Raw genomic sequence first — 19,675 nt, 5'->3', positions numbered from 1 at the left:
ATGGCCGCCGATGGGCCTCATTACACTGCGCGCCCATGCCCCACGACACCCCGCCCGCCGACCGTCGAAAGGTCGTGCACTTCGTGACTGGCGGCTTTTCGGGCGCGACCCAGGTCGCCATTGAGCTGTGCCTGGCCGCGTTGCGCAGCGGCCCCTTCGAGCCGGTGCTGGTGCTGCGCACCAAGCGCCACACACCCATGAACCGCGTAGAGGCGCTGCGGGCTCAAGGCCTTGCGGTGCATCTGGTGTCGAGCCGGTGGTGGCATGCCATGACAGTCTCGTCGCTGGATCGCCTCTTGCGCACGCTGCGGCCGGTGGCACTGCTGGCACATGGCTTTCCAGAGCACCTGATCGGCCGCGCGGCCGGAGTACGTGCCGGCGTGCCGGTCCTCGTGCAGGTGGAGCACAACTCGCGCGAGCGCTATTCGCCCCTGAGCCTGTGGCAGACCCGCCGCCTTGCGGCGAAGAGCGCCGCCCTGGTAGGCGTCAGCGAAGGCGTGCGCCAGAGCCTGCTGGCCCAGGGGCTGCCGGCGGAAAAGACCGTGGCCATACCGAATGGCATCGACCTGGCGCGTTTCGCAGCGCCCGCTGGCGGACGCGAGGCCGGGCTGGTGATGTCCGCGCGCTTTGCACGGCAGAAGGACCATGCGACGTTGATCGCCGCCATAGCCCAGCTCGCGGCGCAAGGCTTGAGGCCGCGCCTGCATCTGGCCGGCACGGGGCCGCTGATGGCTCGCATACGCGCGCAGGTGGCGCGGGCGAAGCTGGACGACCAGGTGCGCTTCCTGGGCCACCACAGCGACATGCCGGCGCTGCTGCACTCGCAGCGCATCTACGTACTGGCCACGCACTTCGAAGGCATGCCGCTTGCGCTGGTGGAGGCCATGGCGGCGGGCTGCGCCTGCATTGCCTCGGATGTCATCGGTGTGCGTGGTGTCATCGAGCACGAACGCACTGGGCTGCTGGTGCCCGAGGGCGACGAACACGCACTGGCGGAGGCGATCGCGCGGCTGCTGCGCGACCCGGCACTTGCCGGACGTCTGGGGACCGCCGCCCGTGCACGCGCACTGGCTGAACATGGCCAGCAGCGGATGCGCGAGCGCTACGATGCCCTGCTGTCCGCTGCCATCGCCGCCAACTGCAAACCGACTTCCGCATGAATCATCCTTCGGCCTTTCCGGTGGGTAACGGGGTGGTCGACACCCGCCCACGTACGGCGGTTCAACTGCAGCTCAACGGCATGGGCGACCTCGTGTGGCACGCGCAGTACTTCCGCTGCGTCGCGGAGCAGAGCCAGGGGGGGCAGGTCAGCCTCATCGTGGCGCCGACGACGATGGCGCGCGAGCTGGTCGGCCACGAGCCCTGGGTGAAAGAGGTGATCGACTTCGACCGCCGCCCGCGCCGCAGCGAGCGGCGCAAGGGGCGCCATAGCGGCCTGCTGGGACCGCTGCGCTTCGGCGCCGAGCTGGCGCCGCGGCGCTTCGACCGCATGGTGCTGTTCTCCGACCACCCGGGCCGGGCCATCATCGCGTGCTGGCGTGCCGGGATCCGCACCATCCTCGGCTTTGGCGACACCTGGCTGCAGCGGCAACTGCTGACGAAGTCACCGTGGATCAGCCGCTACCGCGGCCCTGCCGTGGCCGGCTACAAGGATGCGACGGCCTTCTCCATCGCCCAAGGTTTTTGCAGCGCACCCATCGTGCCGCGCATCAGCGTGCGTCCCGATGCGCTGGAACGCATGCGTGAACGGCTGGCGCCGATGCAGCAGCCGTTGCACGCGCTGGCCATTGGCGCATCGGAGTCGTACAAACAGTGGGGCGAGAGCAACTTCGTCGAGCTGGCCAACCGGTTGGCCTCGCGCGGCCATGGCGTGCTGCTGGTGGGCGGGCCGGCAGAAAGCCAACTCGCAAAGGACATTCAGGCGCGTGTCGAGCCGGCCCTGCGCGGCCTCGTCGCGGCGATGACCGATTGCACTGTGGCCGAAAGCGTGGCGGCGCTGTCGCTGGTGCGGTCATGCATCGGCAACGACACGGGCGCTGTGCAGTTCGCGGCCGGTGTCGGCACGGATGCGGTCGTCGTGCTGGGCCCGCGACCACCGCTGGAGCACGACCCTGAACATGTCCACCTGCTGCAGGCGCCGCGGCTGGCGGACATCAGTGCTGCTGAAGTGGAGGCGCGAGTGCTGGCCGTGCTGGATCAGCGCGAGATGACGCGCCGCAACCCGTAGCGCAACGCGATCCATCCGGTGTCGATGCGCATGCGCAGCGGCCCTCGAAGGCGCCGTGACACCAGCTCCCGCACCACGGCGCGGCGTCCCAGCAGCAGCGACTTCTTCAGCAGCACGCGGCCTTCGGTCGATCGCAGGATGTCGTCCGGCGCGTCGCGCAGGAAGGCCAGCAGACCCGCCTCGTCATACGCTTCGTTGAAGTTGCCGAAGCGATGAAAGCCGAACGGCCGGGCTTCATAGCCTTCCGTCTCGGCGGAGAACTCCCGCGCCACCTCCAGCGGCGCAAAGCGCATGCCGAGGGCCTCCAGCTGAGGCCGTTTCCACAGGCAGATGAAGGAGTCCTCCGGATGGCACTCCGGCTGAGGCAGCGTCGAGACCGTCTCATGAAGCCTGCGCGAGCGCAACGAGAACCCTCCGTTACCGACTGCGTAGTTTCGATGCGGCCAAGGCGCGCCGATGTAGTCCCAAGCCAGAAAGTCATCCCGCCACTTGTCAGGGTGGATGACAAAGCCGTCCCACTGCACGACGAGGAAGTGCGGTGCGCGAATGTGCTGGTGGAAGTCGCCCAGCATGAACTTCGAATATTCCTCCGCCGAGCGGATGGGCTCGCAGCGCACGGTCGTCACGCCGTCCACAGCCCAGTCTTGGTCGGTGAACAGCAGGATCTCGTCGAAGTGGAAGCGCTCGGTGCAGCGGCGGATGGCGTTCAACGCCAGCCCGAGGTGGCGTGTCTCCAGGCAGACGAGGGCGACGCGGCCTCGCAAGTCGGCAATGAGGGGCTCAGTCATTGAGGAGCGCGTCGACTGCGTCGGCAAGGCTGGTGAATTCGGGGTGCTCGCCTTTTGCGACGGCGGGGTTTGCGTCCGTGGCGACCAGAACGGTACGGCCGACACCGGCGCGCCGGCCGGCTTCGACGTCCGAGGGCTTGTCGCCGAACATCAGGGAGCGACCCAGGTCGATGCCCAGCGCCTGCGCGCTGCGCAGGATCATGCCCGGCGCGGGCTTGCGGCAGTCGCAGTCAATGGCGTAGCGGGCCACGGCACCATCGGGCAGGTGAGGGCAGTGCTCGATGGCATCCAGCCTGACGCCCTGCTCGACGAGGTGAGCCCGCAGCGCGTCGTGCAGCGATTGCAGAGTCGCCTCGTCGTAGTAGCCACGGGCGACGCCGGACTGGTTGGTCACGATGACGAGGGCGTAGCCGGCTGCCTGCAGGCGGCGCAGCGCGCTGATGGCGCCGGGCACGAACTCGAAGTCCTCCCAGCGGTGCAGGTAGCCGTGGTCGATGTTGATGACGCCGTCGCGGTCGAGAAAGGCAGCCGGGCGCATCAGCTCTGCCTGCGGATGCGGTTGACGAGCGCCGTCGTCGAGTAGCCGTCGACGAAGGGGATGGCCAGCGCGTCGCCGCCCCACGAGCGCACGAGGCGTGTCTCTTCCAGCTGTTCCATGTCGTAGTCGCCGCCCTTCACGTAGCGCTGCGGCTTCACCCGCTTCAGCAGCTCGCAGGGCGTGCGTTCGTCGAAGAACAGCACGGCATCAACGGACGCCAGGCCGGCCAGCACGAGCGCACGGTCGACGTCGCGGTTCAGGGGCCGGTCCGGCCCCTTGCCGAGCATGCGCGCTGAGGCGTCCGTGTTAACGGCGACGACGAGGCTGGAGCCTTGCGCGCGGGCTTCGTGCAGGTAGGCGACATGGCCGCGGTGCAGCACATCGAACACGCCGTTCGTGAACACCATCGGCTTTGCGAGCCCGGCGAGCCTGGCGGTCAGCGTCGCGTCGTCCATGGCGGCAGCGTCGATGAGCTTGTCTTCCAACGCACTCATGCGGAGAGTTCCTCGTAACTGACCGTCGCAGTACCGAACTTGCCGACGACGATGCCACCGGCCTTATTGGCCAGCCGCATCGCGTCAGGCAGCGCCACGCCCGTGGCCAGCAGCGCGGCCAGCGTGGCGATGACGGTGTCGCCGGCACCGGTCACATCAAAGACCTCGCGGGCACGCGCCGGCTCGTGCGTGACGCCGGTGGCGTCGAACAGCGTCATGCCCTCTTCGGAGCGGGTCAGCAGTACGGCGCCAACGCCGATGTCGGCGCGCAACCGGTCGACCTTGGCCAAAAGGTCCTGCTCGCCCTTCCATGGGCCGGTCACCTGCGCCAACTCACCGCGGTTGGGTGTGATGACGGTGGCGCCGGCATAGCGACGGTAGTCGCTGCCCTTGGGGTCGATCAGTACCGGCTTGCCGGCCGCGCGGGCCAGCTCGATCATGCGCGGGATGTGCGTGAGGCCGCCTTTGCCATAGTCGGAAAACAGCACGACGTCGTGCCGCGCCAGCTGCGCGGCGAAGTCATCCAGCATCTCGCCGAGGGCCTCGTGGTCGGGCTCGTTCTCGAAGTCGATGCGGATGAGCTGCTGGGCGCGGCCGATGACGCGCAGCTTGACGATGGTGCGCAGTTGCTTGTCGTCTCGCAGCACCGTCTCGATGTCGCGCTCGTGCAGCAGGCGACGCAGCTGCTGGGCGGGCTCGTCCTGGCCCACGACGGTCAGCAGCGTGGCCTGCATGCCCAGCGAGCGCACGTTCAGCGCTACGTTGGCCGCACCGCCCAGGCGCAGCTCTTCGCGCTCCACGCGCACGACCGGCACCGGCGCTTCTGGCGAGATGCGCTCGACGGCGCCGTGCCAGTAGCGGTCGAGCATTACATCGCCGACGACGAGCACGCGGCGCGCTGCGAGCTGTTCCTTGCTAGGCAGCGCGGTCATTGGTGCCTCCTTCGGCCTGCGGCGTGTCCCCCCAAGGGGGAGCGAGCTTGCTTGGGGCGGCCGGCGCGGTGCTCATTGGCCCAGGCCCATCTCGGCCTCGATCAGCCCGCAGAGTGTGTGGCCAATCAGCAGGTGCGCTTCCTGGATGCGCGCCGTGACGGCGTGCGGCACGACGATGCTGGCATCGCACAGCGCGCCCAGCTTGCCGCCGTCGCGGCCGAGCAGGCCCAGTGTGAAGATGCCCATCGCCTTGGCGGCCTCGACGGCCTTCAACACGTTGCCGGAGTTCCCCGACGTCGAGATGCCGATCAGCGCGTCGCCGGCGCGGCCCAGGCCTTGCACCTGGCGCACGAAGACGTCGTCGAAGCTGTAGTCGTTGCCGATGCAGGTCAACGCCGAGCTGTCGGTCGTCAGTGCGAGGCCGGCCAGCGGACGGCGGTCCTTGATAAAGCGGCCGGTCAGCTCGGAGGCCAGGTGCTGGCTGTCGGCCGCCGAGCCACCGTTGCCGCAGAACATGATCTTGCCGCCGCCGCTCAGCACGGTGGCCAGGCGATGGCCGGCCGCGAGCACGAGAGGCTCCAGCGTGTGCAGCCGGGTCATCAGCTGCTGGTGTTCGTCGAGATTGCGCAGGAACAAGGAACTCATTCCGGGCTCCGGCAAACGGCTGGAGAACGCGGGAGCGCAGAACTTGATGCGGCTCCCAGCTGGCGGGGCTTGCGGGACGGGTGGGCAGGGCTGAACACGCCCGGGATGCAGCTGTCGGCGGGCAGACGGGCAACGATGTGCCGTACCGGGTGGCGCCAGCGCGCACGCGCGGTATCGGTCGAGAGGCATGTCATCGCGGCAGTATAAAAAGCTGCCGCGTCGACGCCGGCGAGCCGGGTGCCTTCCGGGCGGCGGTGCTACTCGCGCCAGTGCTGCTCGATCCAGTCGACCGGGAGCACATAGTGACGCAGGTGGCGCAGGGGCTGAGCTGCGCCCAGCGTGGCTCGCAGGTGTTCCCAGCGCGTCGGGAACTTCCGTTGGTGGGGCAGCCAGCGACCCAGCTGAATGTCGCCGGGATTCGGGCCACCGGCGAAGGTGACCATCTTGGCCTTGGCCGGCAGCCTGCCGGGCACGAAGTAGCCCAGCGGAAACGTCGGCATGCAGTGGAAACGGAAGTGCCGGGTCCAGTCCTCCGGCCAGAAGTCGATGCCGCCCGGCACGGAGTGCGTCACGTGGTGTTGCTCGTACCGCTCACGGTCGGCCACGCCTTGCGGGTCCGCACGGAACTTTTCCAGCACCTCCGGATAGCGGCCCACCGGGTAGCGAAAGACTGAGGTTTGGCCCAGTCTGTGCAGCGGCTTGGACCAGTTGCGTGCGAGGTAGACGCGGTCCGGGTCGCCATGGGTGAAGTACTCGTCGATGTTGGCCACGATGACCGTGTCCAGGTCGACGAACAACACCGGCCCTTGCAGGCCCGTCAGCGCGGGAATGTCCGCCCCCCATAGCACCTGCTTGCGCCATTTCCCCGCGGTCCGCTGAGGGTGCTCGCAGCCCAGCTCCGGCAACGGGAAGGCGTCAATCTCGGGTCGCAGACCGGTGGGGTCGTCCGTCAGGCAGACGAAGCGTAACGGGCCGGTGGTGTTACGCCGAGCCATGCCGTAGAGCCGGTTCGCATATTCCGAACCATAGCCCTTTCCCCATTTCACGCAGATCATCTGCTTCACACACCCTCCAGTCAGCTTTCTGAAGGGTTGAATTTATGAAACAGACAGGTTGTTGAGGATGTCGCGTGTGTGAAGTCACGCAAAGCAGGCACACCGCTGAAGTTCCGCGAGCATGCGGGCGGCTCTTTGTGGTAAGCCGGCAGCGCAGGCCGGCTCAGGTGGCGGCTATCTTGGCAGCGTCACTCGGTCCAGTGATCGGCGATCCAGCGTGCCGGTCGCGCATGCCGCCAGTTGCCGTTGCTGCGGCCGGCCAGCGCGTCGGGCGGGTTCATGACGCCGTGGAAGATCAGGATGCGTGCGCCGTCCGGCATGAACGGGTCGCGCCAGTAGCTGCTGGGCCAGGTCGGGATGCAGTGGTACTTGTAGCTGGCGCACCAGGCGGCGTCCCAGTATTTCAGCTTGCCCTGGCGGTGCAGCACCGCTGACAGGAAGGCCTGCTCGTTGCGGAACTCGGCCTTGGCCTTGGCCTGGTCGGCGACGAACTCGGTCAATACGTCCTGGTGCTCGCCCAGCTCCCAGCGGTAGACCGACGAGTTGCCGGTGATGCGCCAGGGGCGTTTCCAGTCGTGGATGATGAGGAAGTCGCCCGGCGTCTCGAAGAAAGGCGTGATGTCACCGACGATGACGACATCCAGATCCAGGAACAGGGCGGTGCCGCGGAGGCCGTAGTCGTTGACGAGGGCGGGGCTGAAGGTCGTCAGCTTCTTCCAGCCGCGTTCGGGCTCGCCGTTGGGCAGCGTCAACTCGGGGATGGGAAAGCAGCGCACCTCGGCGCGGATGCCTTCGGTGCGGTCGGTCAGGCAGACGAACTGGAACTCGCCCTTCAGATGCCGGCGCACCATCGCATAGAGCCTATTGACGTACTCGGGGCCGTACTTGGTGCCCCATTTCATGCAAACGATCGTGCGCACGGTCAGAGCTCTTCCACGTGGCGCGGAGGGTAGGTATCCCAGTTCAGGCACCCGGGGCATTGCCAGAAGTAGTGCGCGGCCTCGAAGCCGCACGCGGCGCAGCGGTAGCGCAGCAGCGGCTTGGTGGCTTTCTCCAGCGTCTGCAACATGGGGCCGGCCTCGTCGGCGGGCAGGGCCGCAGCGTTGAGCTTGAGCAGCTCGGTGGCTGCTGACAGCGCGGGCTGTTCGCGCAGATGGGCCGCCAGGCGTGCTCGCTGGGGCTCCGGCTGCAGCGTGGCCAGCGCGCGCAACAGGTGCATGCTGGGCGCACGCTGGTATTGCTCGGTCAGCAGCGCGACGGCACGCTCAGGCTGGCCCAGGGCCTTGGCCGCAGCGGCGCAGTCGCCCGCAACGAGGTTGAAGGCCGGTGGGTTGGCCGACAGCAGCTTCACGAAAGCCGCCATCGCCGCCTCGTGCTGACCCGCCTTCAGCGCGAACTGCCCTTGCAGCACGTAGGCGCGGGCGGCCTCGGGTGCGCGGCGCATGGCTTGCTCAAGCAATGCAGGCACGAGGTCCGCATGACCTTGCGACTGCGCCACCAGCGCCTGCTCGCACAGGTAGTGGGCGATGCGGTTGGAGAACGAGCCGGTGCCGGCGGACTCCAGCTCGGCCGCCACTTCGGCCGCCTTGGCCCAGTCGCGCGAGCGCTCATACAGCGACAGCAGCGCCAGGCGGGCTTCGCGCTCGAACGCCGTTCCGCGGAGTTCCGCGTATGCCGCTTCGGCACGATCGAACAGGCCGGCCTTGAAGAAGTCCTGGGCCAGCTCGTGCTGGGCGCGGTCGCGATCCGCCTTCGGCAAATCGCCGCGGCGCAGCAGGTGCTCGTGCACGCGCACGGCGCGCTCGGTCTCGCCGCGGCGGCGGAACAGGCTGCCGAGCGCGAAGTGCAGTTCGGACGTGTCAGGGTCGTTCTGGACGGCCTCGATGAAGGCGTCGATGGCCTTGTCCTGTTGCTCGTTGAGCAGCAGGTTCAGTCCCTTGAAGTAGGCCTTCGGGGATTCCCGCTGCTCGAGCTTCCACTGCCGCGAATCGAGCTTGGAGGCCAGCCAGCCAAGGATGAAGACGATGGGCAGGACGAAGAGCAGCCAGCGCGGATCAAACTCCATCTTGGTGGGCGGCGTAGGGCGTGGTGGGCGCGTCGGGCGCGGAAGGGGCGGGGGCGACCGGCGTCTCGATGCGTTGGGCGGCGCGGCGGTGGCGCCACCAGGCCGGCACCATGGCCAGCACGCCGAACGCAGCGCCCAGGCCAAAGGCGACGAGCACGATGATGACCTGGGGCGCGCGCCATTCGTGGCCGAAGAACCAGCGCACGGATGCCTCGTGACTGTTGTTCAGCGCGAAGGCGAACAGCGTGAAGAAGAGCAGGGCTCGCAGGAGCCAGACGAGAGTGCGCATGGCCCAGGATTCTGACGCAGGCCGGGTCAGTCGTCCGTCACAGGAAGATGCTTGTCGACGGCTTCGCGCAGCGCCTTGCCGGGCTTGAAATGAGGCGCCAGCTTCTCGGGAATCATGACCTGCTCGCCGCTGCGCGGGTTGCGGCCCACGCGTGGTGGGCGGCGGCTGATGGAGAAGCTGCCGAAGCCGCGGATCTCGATGCGGTGACCGCGCGCGAGTGCATCGCTCATCGCGTCGAGGATGGTCTTGACGGCGAACTCGGTGTCGCGCTGGGTCAGTTGGCCAAATCGTTCAGCGAGGACGGCAACGAGGTCGGAGCGGGTCATGGCGTGCGGTGTAGAAAATGAACAGGCTCGCTGGCGAAAGGCCGAGCGAGCCTGTGGGGAGCATACCCGGCTTGCACGCAAGCCGGGACGGTCAGCGAGGGCTTAGTTGCCCTGGTTGTCCAGCTTGGCGCGCAGCAGGGCGCCCAGGCTCGTCGTGCCGGCGTTCTCACGCTCGTTCGACTGGCTGATGCGCTGCATGGCTTCCTGCTGGTCGGCGTTGTCCTTGGCCTTGATCGACAGCTGGATGTTGCGCGTCTTGCGATCCACGTTGACGATGATGGCGGTGACTTCGTCGCCTTCCTTCAGCACGTTGCGGGCGTCTTCCACGCGGTCGCGGGAGATTTCCGAAGCGCGCAGGTAGGCCATCACGCCGTCAGCCAGCTCGATCTCGGCGCCGCGCGGGTCGACGGTCTTGACCTTGCCGGTCACCGAGGCGCCGCGGTCGTTGATCGTGGTGAAGGCGGTGAACGGGTCGCTGTCCAGCTGCTTGATGCCCAGCGAGATGCGCTCGCGCTCGACGTCCACGGCCAGCACGACGGCTTCGACTTCTTGGCCCTTCTTGAAGTTGCGAACGGCAGTCTCGCCGGACTCGTCCCAAGACAGGTCGGACAGGTGCACCAGACCGTCGATGCCCTGGGCCAGGCCCACGAACACGCCGAAGTCGGTGATGGACTTGACCGGACCCTTGACCTTGTCGCCGCGCTTGACGTTCTCGGCGAACTCTTCCCACGGGTTGGCCTTGCACTGCTTCATGCCCAGGCTGATGCGACGCTTGTCTTCGTCGATTTCCAGGACCATGACTTCGACTTCGTCGCCCAGCGAGACCAGCTTGCTGGGGGCGATGTTCTTGTTGGTCCAGTCCATTTCGGAGACGTGCACCAGGCCTTCGATGCCCGGCTCGATCTCGACGAACGCGCCGTAGTCGGCAATGTTCGTGACCTTGCCGAACAGGCGCGTGCCGGTCGGGTAGCGGCGAGCCACGCCGAACCACGGGTCGTCGCCCAGCTGCTTGATGCCCAGCGAGACGCGGTTCTTCTCGGCGTCGAACTTCAGGACCTTGGCGGTCAGTTCCTGGCCGACCTGAACGACTTCGCTCGGGTGGCGGACACGGCGCCAGGCCATGTCGGTGATGTGCAGCAGGCCGTCGATGCCGCCCAGGTCCACAAACGCACCGTATTCGGTGATGTTCTTGACCACGCCGTTGACGATGGCGCCTTCGGACAGCGTCTCGAGCAGCTTGGCGCGCTCTTCACCCATGGAGGCTTCCACCACGGCACGACGCGACAGCACAACGTTGTTGCGCTTGCGATCGAGCTTGATGACCTTGAACTCCATGGTCTTGCCCTCGAACGGGCTCATGTCCTTCACCGGGCGGGTGTCCAGCAGCGAGCCGGGCAGGAAGGCACGGATGCCGTTGACCAGCACGGTCAGGCCGCCCTTGACCTTGCCGGAGACGGTGCCGGTCACGAAGTCGCCGGACTCCAGGGCAGTTTCCAGGCTCAGCCACGAGGCCAGGCGCTTGGCCTTGTCGCGCGACAGGATGGTGTCGCCGTAGCCGTTTTCGATGGCGTCGATGGCCACCGACACGAAGTCGCCGACCTGAACTTCCAGTTCGCCCTGGTCGTTCTTGAATTCGTCGATGGGCACATAGGCCTCGGACTTCAGGCCGGCATTGACGACCACGAAGTTGTGCTCGACGCGAACGACCTCGGCCGAGATCACTTCGCCGGCGCGCATGTCGGAGCGCTGCAGCGACTCCTCGAACATTGCGGCGAAGGATTCCATGCCGGAAGCGGCGGTTTGGGTTTGGGACATGTTGAGTTGATCCTGATGCGCCGAAGTATCTGGCGCGGCGGTGCAGGCAAGCCTGCGGGGTTAGGTTGTTGACATCGCCGGCCACGAGAGACTTGCATCTCTCATGACGACCGAACGGGCGTTCGGCGCTGGCCGGCGGGCCTTGTGCCTTGCGGCGTGGCTTCTCAGGCCTGGGTCGTGCTGCTTTGCGTCAGAACGGCCGGCGCGTTTGCCACCAATCCAGCACCTGGGCCACCGAGGCCTCGATGGTCAGCGCTGAGTTGTCGAGCAACTGCGCGTCCTGCGCGGGGGCCAGTGGCGAGGTCGAACGGTTCTTGTCCCGTTCGTCCCGCGCCTCCAAATCTTCGCGCAAGCTCTCGATATTAGCGGAAACACCCTTGGAAATCAATTGCTTATAGCGCCGCTCGGCCCGCGTTGCCGCGCTGGCCGTGAGGAAAATCTTGAGGTCGGCGTCAGGGAAGATCGACGTGCCCATGTCGCGGCCGTCGGCCACCAGACCCGGCAGCTGGCGGAAATTCAGCTGCAGCTGGTGCAAGGCCTGACGCACCGCCGGATGCACGGCGACCTGTGAAGCCAGCAGGCCGGTCGCCTCGGCGCGCAAACGGGCGCTGACGTCCTCGGTGCCGAGGTAGACATGACCTTCGCGGAAGCTCAGGTCCAGCGTCGGCACGATGGCGGCGACGGCCGCGCCATCGTCCAGGTTCAGGCCGGCCCGACGCGCGGCGAGGCCGGTCACGCGGTACAGCGCCCCGGAGTCCAGCACGCCAAAGCCCAGCGCCTTGCCAACCTCGTCGGCCAGCGTGCCTTTGCCGGAGGCGGTGGGGCCATCGATGGTGATGACGGGAACGTCCTCGGCCCGGGCCGTGACGACACCGAACAGCGTCTCGAAGTAATCCGGGAAGGTCTTGGCGACGCAGTGCGGCTCCAGGATGCGCACCGGTACCGCCGCGTCGGTCACGAGGCCGTTGAACGCGGCGAGTGAGAAGCACATCGCGACACGGTGGTCGTCGTAGGTGTGGATCCCCGCAGGCTGCCACTGATGGAGCGGCTGGACGCGGATCCAGTCCGGGCCTTCCTCGACGGTCGCGCCGAGCTTGCGCAGCTCGGTCGCCATCGCGGCGATACGGTCGGTCTCCTTCACGCGCCAGCTGGCGATATTGGTCAGCGTCGTCGGGCCGTCGGCGTAGAGCGCCATGACGGTCAGCGTCATCGCGGCGTCGGGGATGTGGTTGCAGTCGAGCGTCAGGCCCTTGAGCGGCCAGGCACCACGCTTGACCTCCAGCCAGTTCGGGCCGGTCTTCACGTCGGCGCCCATGGCGGCAGCGGCCTCGATGAAGCGCACGTCGCCCTGCAGCGATTCGCGGCCGACGCCTTCGATGCGGACGGGCGTGTCGATTGCCGCGATGGCGCCAAGGGCGACGAAGTAGGAGGCTGACGACGCATCGCCTTCGACGAACACCTCACCCGGCGAGCGGTAGTGGCTGCCGGCAGGGATAACGAAGGCGGCCCAGCCCTCGCGCTTCACGTCGATGCCGAAGCGCGCCAGCAGCGCCAGCGTGATCTCGATGTAGGGCTTGGAGATCAGCTCGCCGATGACTTCGATGCGGATGTCCCGCTCGGCCACGAGCGGCAGCGCCAGCAGCAGTGCGGTCAGGAACTGGCTGGACACGTCGCCACGCACGCGCACCGGCTGGTCCAGCGCGAGTGGCGAAGGGCCGTGAAGGCGCAGCGGTGGATAGCCGGGGGCGCCGAGATCGTCGATGGCGCAGCCGAGGCCGCGCAACGCATCGACAAGGTCGCCAATGGGGCGCTCGTGCATGCGGGGCACGCCGGACAGCTCGAAGCTGCCACCCTGCGTTGCGGCCAGTACTGCGAGTGCGGCGGTCAGCGGCCGCATGGCCGTGCCGGCGTTGCCGAGGAAGAGCTTGGCCTGCCTGGCCAGCAACTGGCCGCCGAGGCCCACGATGTTGACCGTGTCACCGTCCTGCACGACGCCACAGCCGAGGGCGCGCAGCGCATCCAGCATGACGGCGGTGTCGTCGGACGCCAGCAGGTCGCGCACCGTGGTGCGCCCCTCGCTGAGCGCGGCCAGCAGCAGCACGCGGTTGGAAATGCTCTTGGAGCCGGGCAGGCGGACGGTGCCCGAGGCCCCGCGCAGCGGCGGCAGGTCGAGGAAGGGGATCTTGAACATCACTTAGCCGCAGGGCGGCCGGGAGGGGCGGCAGGGGAGGGCAGGCTCCAGGCGGAGCGGCCTTCGGCAATGGGTCGCAGCGTGGCTTCCAGCGCGGCGGCATCGCCCGCTTCGATGAGGGCTTCGAGCTGGTCCAGCATCGTGCGGAAACGCTTGGATTGCGCCAGCACCTCGTGCTTGTTGGCCAGCAGGATGTCGCGCCAGACGGCCGGCTCGCCGGCGGCGATCCGCGTGAAGTCGCGGAAACCCGGACCGGCGAGGCTCAGGTAGTCCCGCGCGGCGGGCTGCTCGGCGATCGCTTGGAAGTAGGCGAATGCCAGCAGGTGCGGCAGGTGGCTGACGGCAGCGAACGCGGCGTCATGGTTGTGCGGCCGCATCTTCAGCACCGTCGTGCCCAGCGCCGACCAGACGTCCGTCGCGCGCTGCACGAGCTGCGGGTTCGTGAACGGCTGCGGCGTCAGGATGACCTGCCGGCCTTCGTACAACGTGGCTTCGGCGTGCTGGACGCCTCCCGATTCCTTGCCGGCAATCGGGTGGCAGGGCACAAAGCTCGCAGCACGCTCGCCCAGCGCCCGGCGGGCGGCCTCGATGACGTCGCACTTGGTCGAGCCGACGTCCATGAACAGCACGCCCGGGTTCACCAGGTGGCGGATGGCCTTCAGCGTCGCTTCCGTGGCCGACACCGGCACGGCGATCAGTACGATGTCCGAGCCGGAAACTGCCAGCAGCGCGGACTCCGCCACGACGTCGATGACACCAAGTTTTTTGGCCAGCTCCGTCGTCGACGGCGACTTGCTGTAGCCGATGACGCGGCGTACGAGGCCGGCGCGCTTCATCGCCAGCGCGAAGCTGCCGCCCATCAGGCCGCATCCGATGACACCGAGCTGGTTGAACATCGCTGCCTCGCTCAGCTCTTGACCGGGTACGCACCCAGGATCTTGAAGAAGGCGCAGAGCTCGCGCAGCTCGGCCAGCGCATCGGCGACGTGGGTCTGGGTCGGATGACCATCGAGGTCGATGTAGAAGTAGTAGTCCCACTGGCCCGTGCGGGCCGGGCGGGATTCCAGCCGCGTCATCGACACGCCGTGCTTCTTCAGCGGCACAAGCAGGTCATGCATCGCGCCGGGGCGGTTGGGCACGGAGACGACGAGGCTGGTGCAGTCGCGGCCCGTGGCCGGCGGCGTGGCCATCGTCTGCGGCAGGCAGATGACGGCGAAGCGCGTGCGGTTATAGGCCTCGTCCTGGATCGCATGCGCCACGATGTGCAGGCCGAACAGCGTCGATGCGCGGTCGCTGCCGAGCGCCGCCCAGGCCGGGTTGGTGGCCGCGAGGCGCGCGCCTTCGGCGTTGCTGGACACCGCCCGGCGCTCGGCGTCGGGCAGGTGCTTGTTAAGCCAGTTCTGGCACTGCGCCAGCGCCTGCGGGTGTGCCAGCGCGGCCTCGATGCCGTGCATCGACGGCTCCTTGCGCATCAGGCTGTGCCGTACCAGCAGCGACACCTCGCCGACGACGTGGCAGGGCGTGTGCAGAAACAGGTCCAGCGAGCGCGTGACGACCCCCTCGGTCATGTTCTCGACGCCGACGACGCCAAACTGCGCGCCGCCGCTGGCGGTCGTGTGGAAGACCTCGTCGAAGTTGGCGCAATAGACCATGTCGGCCGCACCGCCGAAGTACTCGATGGCGGCCTGCTCGCAGAAGGTTCCCACCGGCCCGAGTACAGCGACGCGCTGGGGCGACTCTAGCGCCAGACAGGCAGACATGATCTCTCGCCAGATCGCCGACACGTGCTCGGCCTTCAGCGGGCCGGGGTTGGCGGCGCGGATCTTGTCGATGACCTGCGCGACGCGGTCGGGGCGGAAGAACGGCGTACCTTCGGCGCGCTTGATCTCACCGACCTGCTCGGCCACGCGCGCCCGCTGGTTCAACAGCTCCAGCAGTTGGCGGTCGAGGCCGTCGATCTGGTCGCGCAACGCGAGCAGCGCCTGGGATGCGACCGGCTCAACCATGACGGGCCTCGAAGGTTTTCAGGAAGGAGACCAGCGCCTGAACGCCGGCCAGCGGCATCGCGTTGTAGATGGATGCACGCATGCCGCCGACGGACTTGTGCCCTTTGAGCTGCAACAGCCCGGCGGCTTTGGCGTCGGCCAGGAAGACCTCGTTGAGCGCCTCGTTCTTCAGAAAGAACGGCACGTTCATGCGCGAGCGGCAGCTTGGGTCCACCCGGTTTTCGTAGAGGCTGGAGGCGTCCAGCGCCTCGTAGAGCAGGCGGGCCTTGTCGATGTTCTGGCGCTCGATCGCGGCGAGCCCCCGCAGGCCGGCGTACTCGAAGCCCTTGACCCACTGGAAGACCAGGCCGGCCACGTAGATCGCGAACGTCGGTGGCGTGTTGAACATCGACTGGTGGGCAGCCACGGTCTCGTAATTGAAGGCCGAGGGGCAGATGTCAAGCGCGCGGCCCAGCAGATCTTCCCGCACAAACACCATCGTCAGACCTGCGGGACCGACGTTCTTCTGCGCGCCACCGAAGGCCAGGCCGACACGGCTCCAGTCGATCGGCCGCGACAGCATGTGCGAGGAGATGTCGATGACCAGCGGCACACCGTTGGCGGACTGCGGCAGGTCGTGAAACTCGACGCCGTCGATGGTCTCGTTCGTGCACAGGTGCAGGTAGGCCGCGTCGTCGCGCAGCTGCCAATCGCGTGGGATGACGCCGGTCTTGCCGATGTCGGCGGCGATCTGCACGTCGGCATAGCGCCGCGCCTCGGCGGCGCTTTTGCGCGACCAGGAGCCCGTGATGACGACGTCCACCTTGCCGCCCCGGCTCAGGTTCATCGGCACGATGGCGTTTTCGCCGAGCCCGCCACCCTGCATGAACAGGATGCGGAAGTTCGCCGGCACCGCCAGCAGTTCGCGCAGGTCGGCTTCCGCACGCTCGGCAATGGAGACGAACTCCTTGCCGCGGTGGCTCATCTCCATGACGCTCATACCGCTGCCGTGCCAGTCCAGCATTTCTTCCGCCACCTGCCGCAGAACGGGCTCGGGCAGGGTGGCGGGACCGGGGGCGAAATTGAACGGGCGGGATGAGGTCATCGAGGGGGAGGGCTACTTCGACGCGGGCTTGGAGGCGGGGGCGGGCGGCGGCTGGATGCCGAGCTGCTTGGCCAGGTTGGCTTGCAAGGTCTTGAGGCGGCCTTCCAGCGTGGGACCGGCCTCGGTCATCACCTTCTGGGCCACCGCGTTCTGCAACTCGGCGTTGGCCATGCCGAACTTCTGACTGAGCGGGGATTCTGCCCAGGCCAGGATCTGCTTCAGTTCGTCCTCATTGAAGCGTTCGTCCAGCAGCGCCGAAGCCGTGCCGGGCAGCGCCTTCGAGATCTTGTCCTTCAGGTAGGTCTGGTTCTCGTCGACGAACTTCTTCATCTCCGCGTCCAGCGCCTTGGCGGTGGCCTCGCGCTTGTCGGCGGGCACCTGTTGCAGCGCGGCGCGCACGCCCTGGGCCAGTTGCGGCAACGGCCGCTGCAGGATGCTGCCGGCGAGGCCATCGACCATCGCACGCTGCTGCAGCGCGACGATGCGATCGATCAGCGCCTTCTTGGCGGGGGAGGGGTCGGCCAGGGCGCTGCCGGCAGCCAGGGCGAAGGCCAGGGCGAGGCCCAGCTTGCGAGAGGTCATGTCAATCCTTGGGGGCTTCGGGGGTATCGACACCATCACCGGGTTCGGCGCCGGCGTCGGAGTCGTTGGCATCGTTCTCGACGATGCGTTGCAGGCCCGACAGCTTGCTGCCGTCGTCCAGCGCGATCAGCGTGACGCCCTGCGTCGCGCGGCCGAGTTCACGAATCTCGCTGACACGGGTGCGCACCAGCACGCCCTTGTCGGTGATCAGCATGATCTCGTCTTCCGGGCGCACCAGCGTAGCGGCGACGACGCGGCCGTTGCGCTCGCTCTGCTGGATGGCGATCATGCCCTTGGTGCCGCGGCCGTGGCGGGTGTACTCGACGATGGAGGTCCGCTTGCCGTAGCCGTTCTCGGTGGCGGTCAGCACGCTCTGCGTCTCGTCCTCGGCGACGAGCATCGCAATCAGGCGCTGATCGGGCTCCAGCATCATGCCGCGCACGCCACGAGCCTGACGGCCCATCGGGCGCACGTCATCCTCGTCGAAACGCACCGCCTTGCCGCCGTCGCTGAACAGCATCACGTCATGCCGGCCATCGGTCAGCGCGGCGCCGATGAGGTGGTCGCCGTCGTCCAGGTCGACCGCGATGATGCCGGCCTTGCGCGGGTTGCTGAAGTCCTTCAACGACGTCTTCTTGACCGTGCCGAGGGCCGTGGCCATGAAGATGAAGTGGTCCTCGGGGAAGCTGCGGAACTCGCCGGTCAGCGGCAGCACGACGGTGATCTTCTCGCCGGCCTGCAGCGGGAACATGTTGACGATCGGCTTGCCGCGCGAGTTGCGCGAGCCCTGCGGCACTTCCCAGACCTTCAGCCAATAGACGCGGCCGCGATCGCTGAAGCACAGGATCCAGTCGTGCGTGTTGGCGATGAAGAGCTGGTCGATCCAGTCGTCGTCCTTTGTCGCCGTGGCCTGCTTGCCGCGGCCGCCGCGGCGCTGCGCCCGGTACTCGCTGAGCGCCTGGCTCTTGATGTAGCCGGTGTGCGAGAGCGTGACGACCATGTCGGTCGGCGTGATCAGGTCTTCGGTCCCCAGCTCCTGGGCGTTGTGCTCGATGACGCTGCGGCGGGCGCCGAGCTTGGTCTGGCCGAACTCCTGCTTCAGCTGGGTCAGCTCCTCGCTGATGATGGTCGTCACGCGCGACGGCGTGGCCAGGATGTCGAGCAGGTCGGCGATCTGCGCCATCACGTCCCGGTACTCGCCGACGATCTTGTCCTGCTCCAGCCCGGTCAGGCGCTGCAGGCGCATCTGCAGGATCTCGCTGGCCTGCGTGTCCGAGAGCCGGTAGAGGCCGTCCGGCTGCATGCCGTACTCCGGCTCCAGGCCGTCGGGGCGGTACGCCTGGCTGCCGCCCTCAGCGCGGGACAGCATCTCGCGCACCAGCGACGAATCCCAGCTCTTGCTCATCAGCGCGGCCTTGGCGACGGGCGGTGTCGGCGACGACTTGATCGTCTCGATGAACTCGTCGATGTTGGCCAGCGCGACGGCCAGGCCTTCCAGCACGTGGCCGCGCTCGCGGGCCTTGCGCAGTTCGTAGATCGTGCGGCGGGTCACCACCTCGCGGCGGTGCTCCAGGAACACGATGATCATGTCGCGCAGGTTGCACAGCTTGGGCTGGCCGTCGATGAGCGCGACCATGTTCATGCCGAAGCTGTCCTGCAGCTGCGTCTGCTTGTAGAGGTTGTTCAGCACCACCTCAGGGACTTCGCCGCGCTTGAGCTCGATGACGACGCGCATGCCCGATTTGTCGGACTCGTCCTGGATGTGGCTGATGCCCTCGATCTTCTTTTCCTGCACCAGCTCGGCGATGCGCTCGAGCAGCGTCTTCTTGTTCACCTGATAGGGAATCTCGTCGACGATGATCGACTGACGGTTGCCCTTGTCGATGTCCTCGAAGTGGACCTTCGCGCGCATGACAACGCGGCCACGGCCCGTGCGGTAGCCATCGCGCACGCCAGCCAGGCCGTAGATGATGCCGGCGGTGGGGAAGTCAGGCGCCGGGATGATCTCCATCAGCTCGTCGACCGTCACCGCCGGGTTCTTCAGCGCCAGCAGGCAGGCGTCGACCACCTCGTTGAGGTTGTGTGGCGGGATGTTGGTGGCCATGCCGACCGCAATACCCGCCGCGCCATTGACCAGCAGATTCGGCAGCCGCGTCGGCAAAACCAGCGGCTCCTTTTCGCTGCCGTCGTAATTCGGCCCGAAATCGACGGTTTCCTTGTCGATATCGGCCAGCATTTCATGGGCAATCTTGTCCAGCCGGATTTCGGTGTATCGCATGGCCGCGGCGTTGTCGCCGTCGACCGAGCCGAAATTTCCCTGGCCATCCACCAGCATGTGGCGCAGCGAAAAATCCTGCGCCATGCGGACGATCGTGTCGTACACCGCCGTATCGCCGTGCGGGTGATATTTACCGATGACGTCGCCGACGATACGGGCAGACTTCTTGTAAGGCCGGTTCCAGTCATTGTTCAGCTCGTGCATCGCGAAGAGCACGCGGCGATGCACCGGTTTGAGGCCATCGCGGGCATCGGGCAGGGCGCGCCCCACGATCACGCTCATCGCGTAATCGAGGTAGGAGCGACGCATCTCCTCCTCAAGGCTGATCGGCAGGGTTTCCTTGGCGAACTGGGTCATGCGC

At 67.3% G+C, this 19,675-nt stretch carries 18 protein-coding genes and 1 pseudogene; 2 read left to right on the top strand and 17 right to left on the bottom strand.

The genetic code is table 11. From position 1 onward, the window contains the following. The first annotated feature begins 35 nt into the window (after positions 1–35). Both LXT13_RS11765 and LXT13_RS11760 read left to right on the top strand, forming a co-directional pair. Positions 36–1,160: a glycosyltransferase gene (locus LXT13_RS11765; RefSeq protein ID WP_233372117.1), complete on the top strand. Its 1,125-nt coding sequence runs from the start codon at positions 36–38 to the stop codon at positions 1,158–1,160. Beyond that, entirely contained in the window at positions 1,157–2,227 is a 1,071-nt protein-coding gene (locus LXT13_RS11760; protein WP_233372116.1) for a glycosyltransferase family 9 protein, read from the top strand. The genes LXT13_RS11765 and LXT13_RS11760 overlap by 4 nt, the downstream gene beginning before the upstream one ends. On the opposite strand, the gene LXT13_RS11755 is transcribed toward LXT13_RS11760, so the two are convergent. From LXT13_RS11755 to gyrA, 17 genes and pseudogenes are all read right to left on the bottom strand, one after another. Beyond that, positions 2,197–3,015, bottom strand: a complete 819-nt coding sequence (locus LXT13_RS11755) for a DUF5672 family protein (RefSeq protein ID WP_233372115.1) — start codon at positions 3,013–3,015, stop codon at positions 2,197–2,199. The genes LXT13_RS11760 and LXT13_RS11755 overlap by 31 nt on opposite strands. Further along, positions 3,008–3,553, bottom strand: a complete 546-nt coding sequence (gmhB, locus tag LXT13_RS11750; protein ID WP_233372114.1) for a D-glycero-beta-D-manno-heptose 1,7-bisphosphate 7-phosphatase — start codon at positions 3,551–3,553, stop codon at positions 3,008–3,010. The genes LXT13_RS11755 and gmhB overlap by 8 nt, the downstream gene beginning before the upstream one ends. Further along, positions 3,553–4,047: an adenylyltransferase/cytidyltransferase family protein gene (locus LXT13_RS11745; protein WP_233372113.1), complete on the bottom strand. Its 495-nt coding sequence runs from the start codon at positions 4,045–4,047 to the stop codon at positions 3,553–3,555. The genes gmhB and LXT13_RS11745 overlap by 1 nt, the downstream gene beginning before the upstream one ends. Beyond that, positions 4,044–4,979 (bottom strand): D-glycero-beta-D-manno-heptose-7-phosphate kinase, encoded by a 936-nt coding sequence (rfaE1, locus tag LXT13_RS11740; RefSeq protein ID WP_233372112.1) that lies wholly within the window; start codon positions 4,977–4,979, stop codon positions 4,044–4,046. The genes LXT13_RS11745 and rfaE1 overlap by 4 nt, the downstream gene beginning before the upstream one ends. Positions 4,980–5,051: 72 nt before the next feature. Continuing rightward, the gene (locus tag LXT13_RS11735) at positions 5,052–5,624 is read right to left on the bottom strand and encodes a D-sedoheptulose-7-phosphate isomerase (RefSeq protein WP_233372111.1); all 573 of its coding nucleotides are present in this window, start codon (positions 5,622–5,624) and stop codon (positions 5,052–5,054) included. A 257-nt stretch (positions 5,625–5,881) separates the two neighbouring features. Then, positions 5,882–6,679, bottom strand: coding sequence for a glycosyl transferase (locus LXT13_RS11730; RefSeq protein ID WP_233372386.1), 798 nt, complete (start codon positions 6,677–6,679; stop codon positions 5,882–5,884). Between the two features lie 188 nt (positions 6,680–6,867). Then, positions 6,868–7,581, bottom strand: coding sequence for a glycosyltransferase (locus LXT13_RS11725; RefSeq protein ID WP_233372385.1), 714 nt, complete (start codon positions 7,579–7,581; stop codon positions 6,868–6,870). A 20-nt stretch (positions 7,582–7,601) separates the two neighbouring features. Further along, positions 7,602–8,744 (bottom strand): lipopolysaccharide assembly protein LapB, encoded by a 1,143-nt coding sequence (gene lapB, locus LXT13_RS11720; protein WP_233372110.1) that lies wholly within the window; start codon positions 8,742–8,744, stop codon positions 7,602–7,604. Next, the gene (locus tag LXT13_RS11715) at positions 8,734–9,033 is read right to left on the bottom strand and encodes a LapA family protein (protein WP_233372109.1); all 300 of its coding nucleotides are present in this window, start codon (positions 9,031–9,033) and stop codon (positions 8,734–8,736) included. The genes lapB and LXT13_RS11715 overlap by 11 nt, the downstream gene beginning before the upstream one ends. Positions 9,034–9,059: 26 nt before the next feature. Further along, the gene (locus LXT13_RS11710; RefSeq protein ID WP_233372108.1) at positions 9,060–9,359 is read right to left on the bottom strand and encodes an integration host factor subunit beta; all 300 of its coding nucleotides are present in this window, start codon (positions 9,357–9,359) and stop codon (positions 9,060–9,062) included. Positions 9,360–9,461: 102 nt separating this feature from the next. Further along, positions 9,462–11,183 (bottom strand): annotated as a pseudogene (gene rpsA / locus LXT13_RS11705) (30S ribosomal protein S1); the annotation flags it as partial. 181 nt (positions 11,184–11,364) lie between these two features. Continuing rightward, positions 11,365–13,365 carry a bifunctional 3-phosphoshikimate 1-carboxyvinyltransferase/cytidylate kinase gene (locus tag LXT13_RS11700; protein WP_233372106.1) on the bottom strand — a complete coding sequence of 667 codons (2,001 nt, stop codon included), beginning with the start codon at positions 13,363–13,365 and terminating at the stop codon, positions 11,365–11,367. Then, positions 13,365–14,261, bottom strand: a complete 897-nt coding sequence (locus tag LXT13_RS11695; RefSeq protein WP_233372105.1) for a prephenate dehydrogenase — start codon at positions 14,259–14,261, stop codon at positions 13,365–13,367. Before LXT13_RS11695 ends, LXT13_RS11700 begins: the two co-directional genes overlap by 1 nt. Positions 14,262–14,272: 11 nt before the next feature. Then, complete coding sequence (gene pheA / locus LXT13_RS11690) at positions 14,273–15,370, bottom strand: prephenate dehydratase (protein ID WP_233372104.1); 1,098 nt, start codon at positions 15,368–15,370, stop codon at positions 14,273–14,275. Continuing rightward, positions 15,363–16,454, bottom strand: a complete 1,092-nt coding sequence (gene serC, locus LXT13_RS11685) for a 3-phosphoserine/phosphohydroxythreonine transaminase (protein WP_233372103.1) — start codon at positions 16,452–16,454, stop codon at positions 15,363–15,365. Before serC ends, pheA begins: the two co-directional genes overlap by 8 nt. Before the next feature lie 12 nt (positions 16,455–16,466). Next, on the bottom strand, positions 16,467–17,036 hold the full coding sequence (locus LXT13_RS11680) for a DUF2059 domain-containing protein (protein WP_233372102.1): 570 nt from the start codon (positions 17,034–17,036) through the stop codon (positions 16,467–16,469). Between the two features lies 1 nt (position 17,037). Then, positions 17,038–19,671 (bottom strand): DNA gyrase subunit A, encoded by a 2,634-nt coding sequence (gyrA, locus tag LXT13_RS11675; RefSeq protein ID WP_233372101.1) that lies wholly within the window; start codon positions 19,669–19,671, stop codon positions 17,038–17,040. Between the last annotated feature and the right edge of the window lie 4 nt (positions 19,672–19,675).

The organism is Pelomonas cellulosilytica (genome assembly GCF_021353265.1).
In the GTDB taxonomy this organism is placed as follows: domain Bacteria; phylum Pseudomonadota; class Gammaproteobacteria; order Burkholderiales; family Burkholderiaceae_C; genus Pelomonas; species Pelomonas cellulosilytica.
The sequence above is the reverse complement of the archived record's forward strand: the minus strand, read 5'-3'. Positions and strand labels throughout refer to the sequence as shown.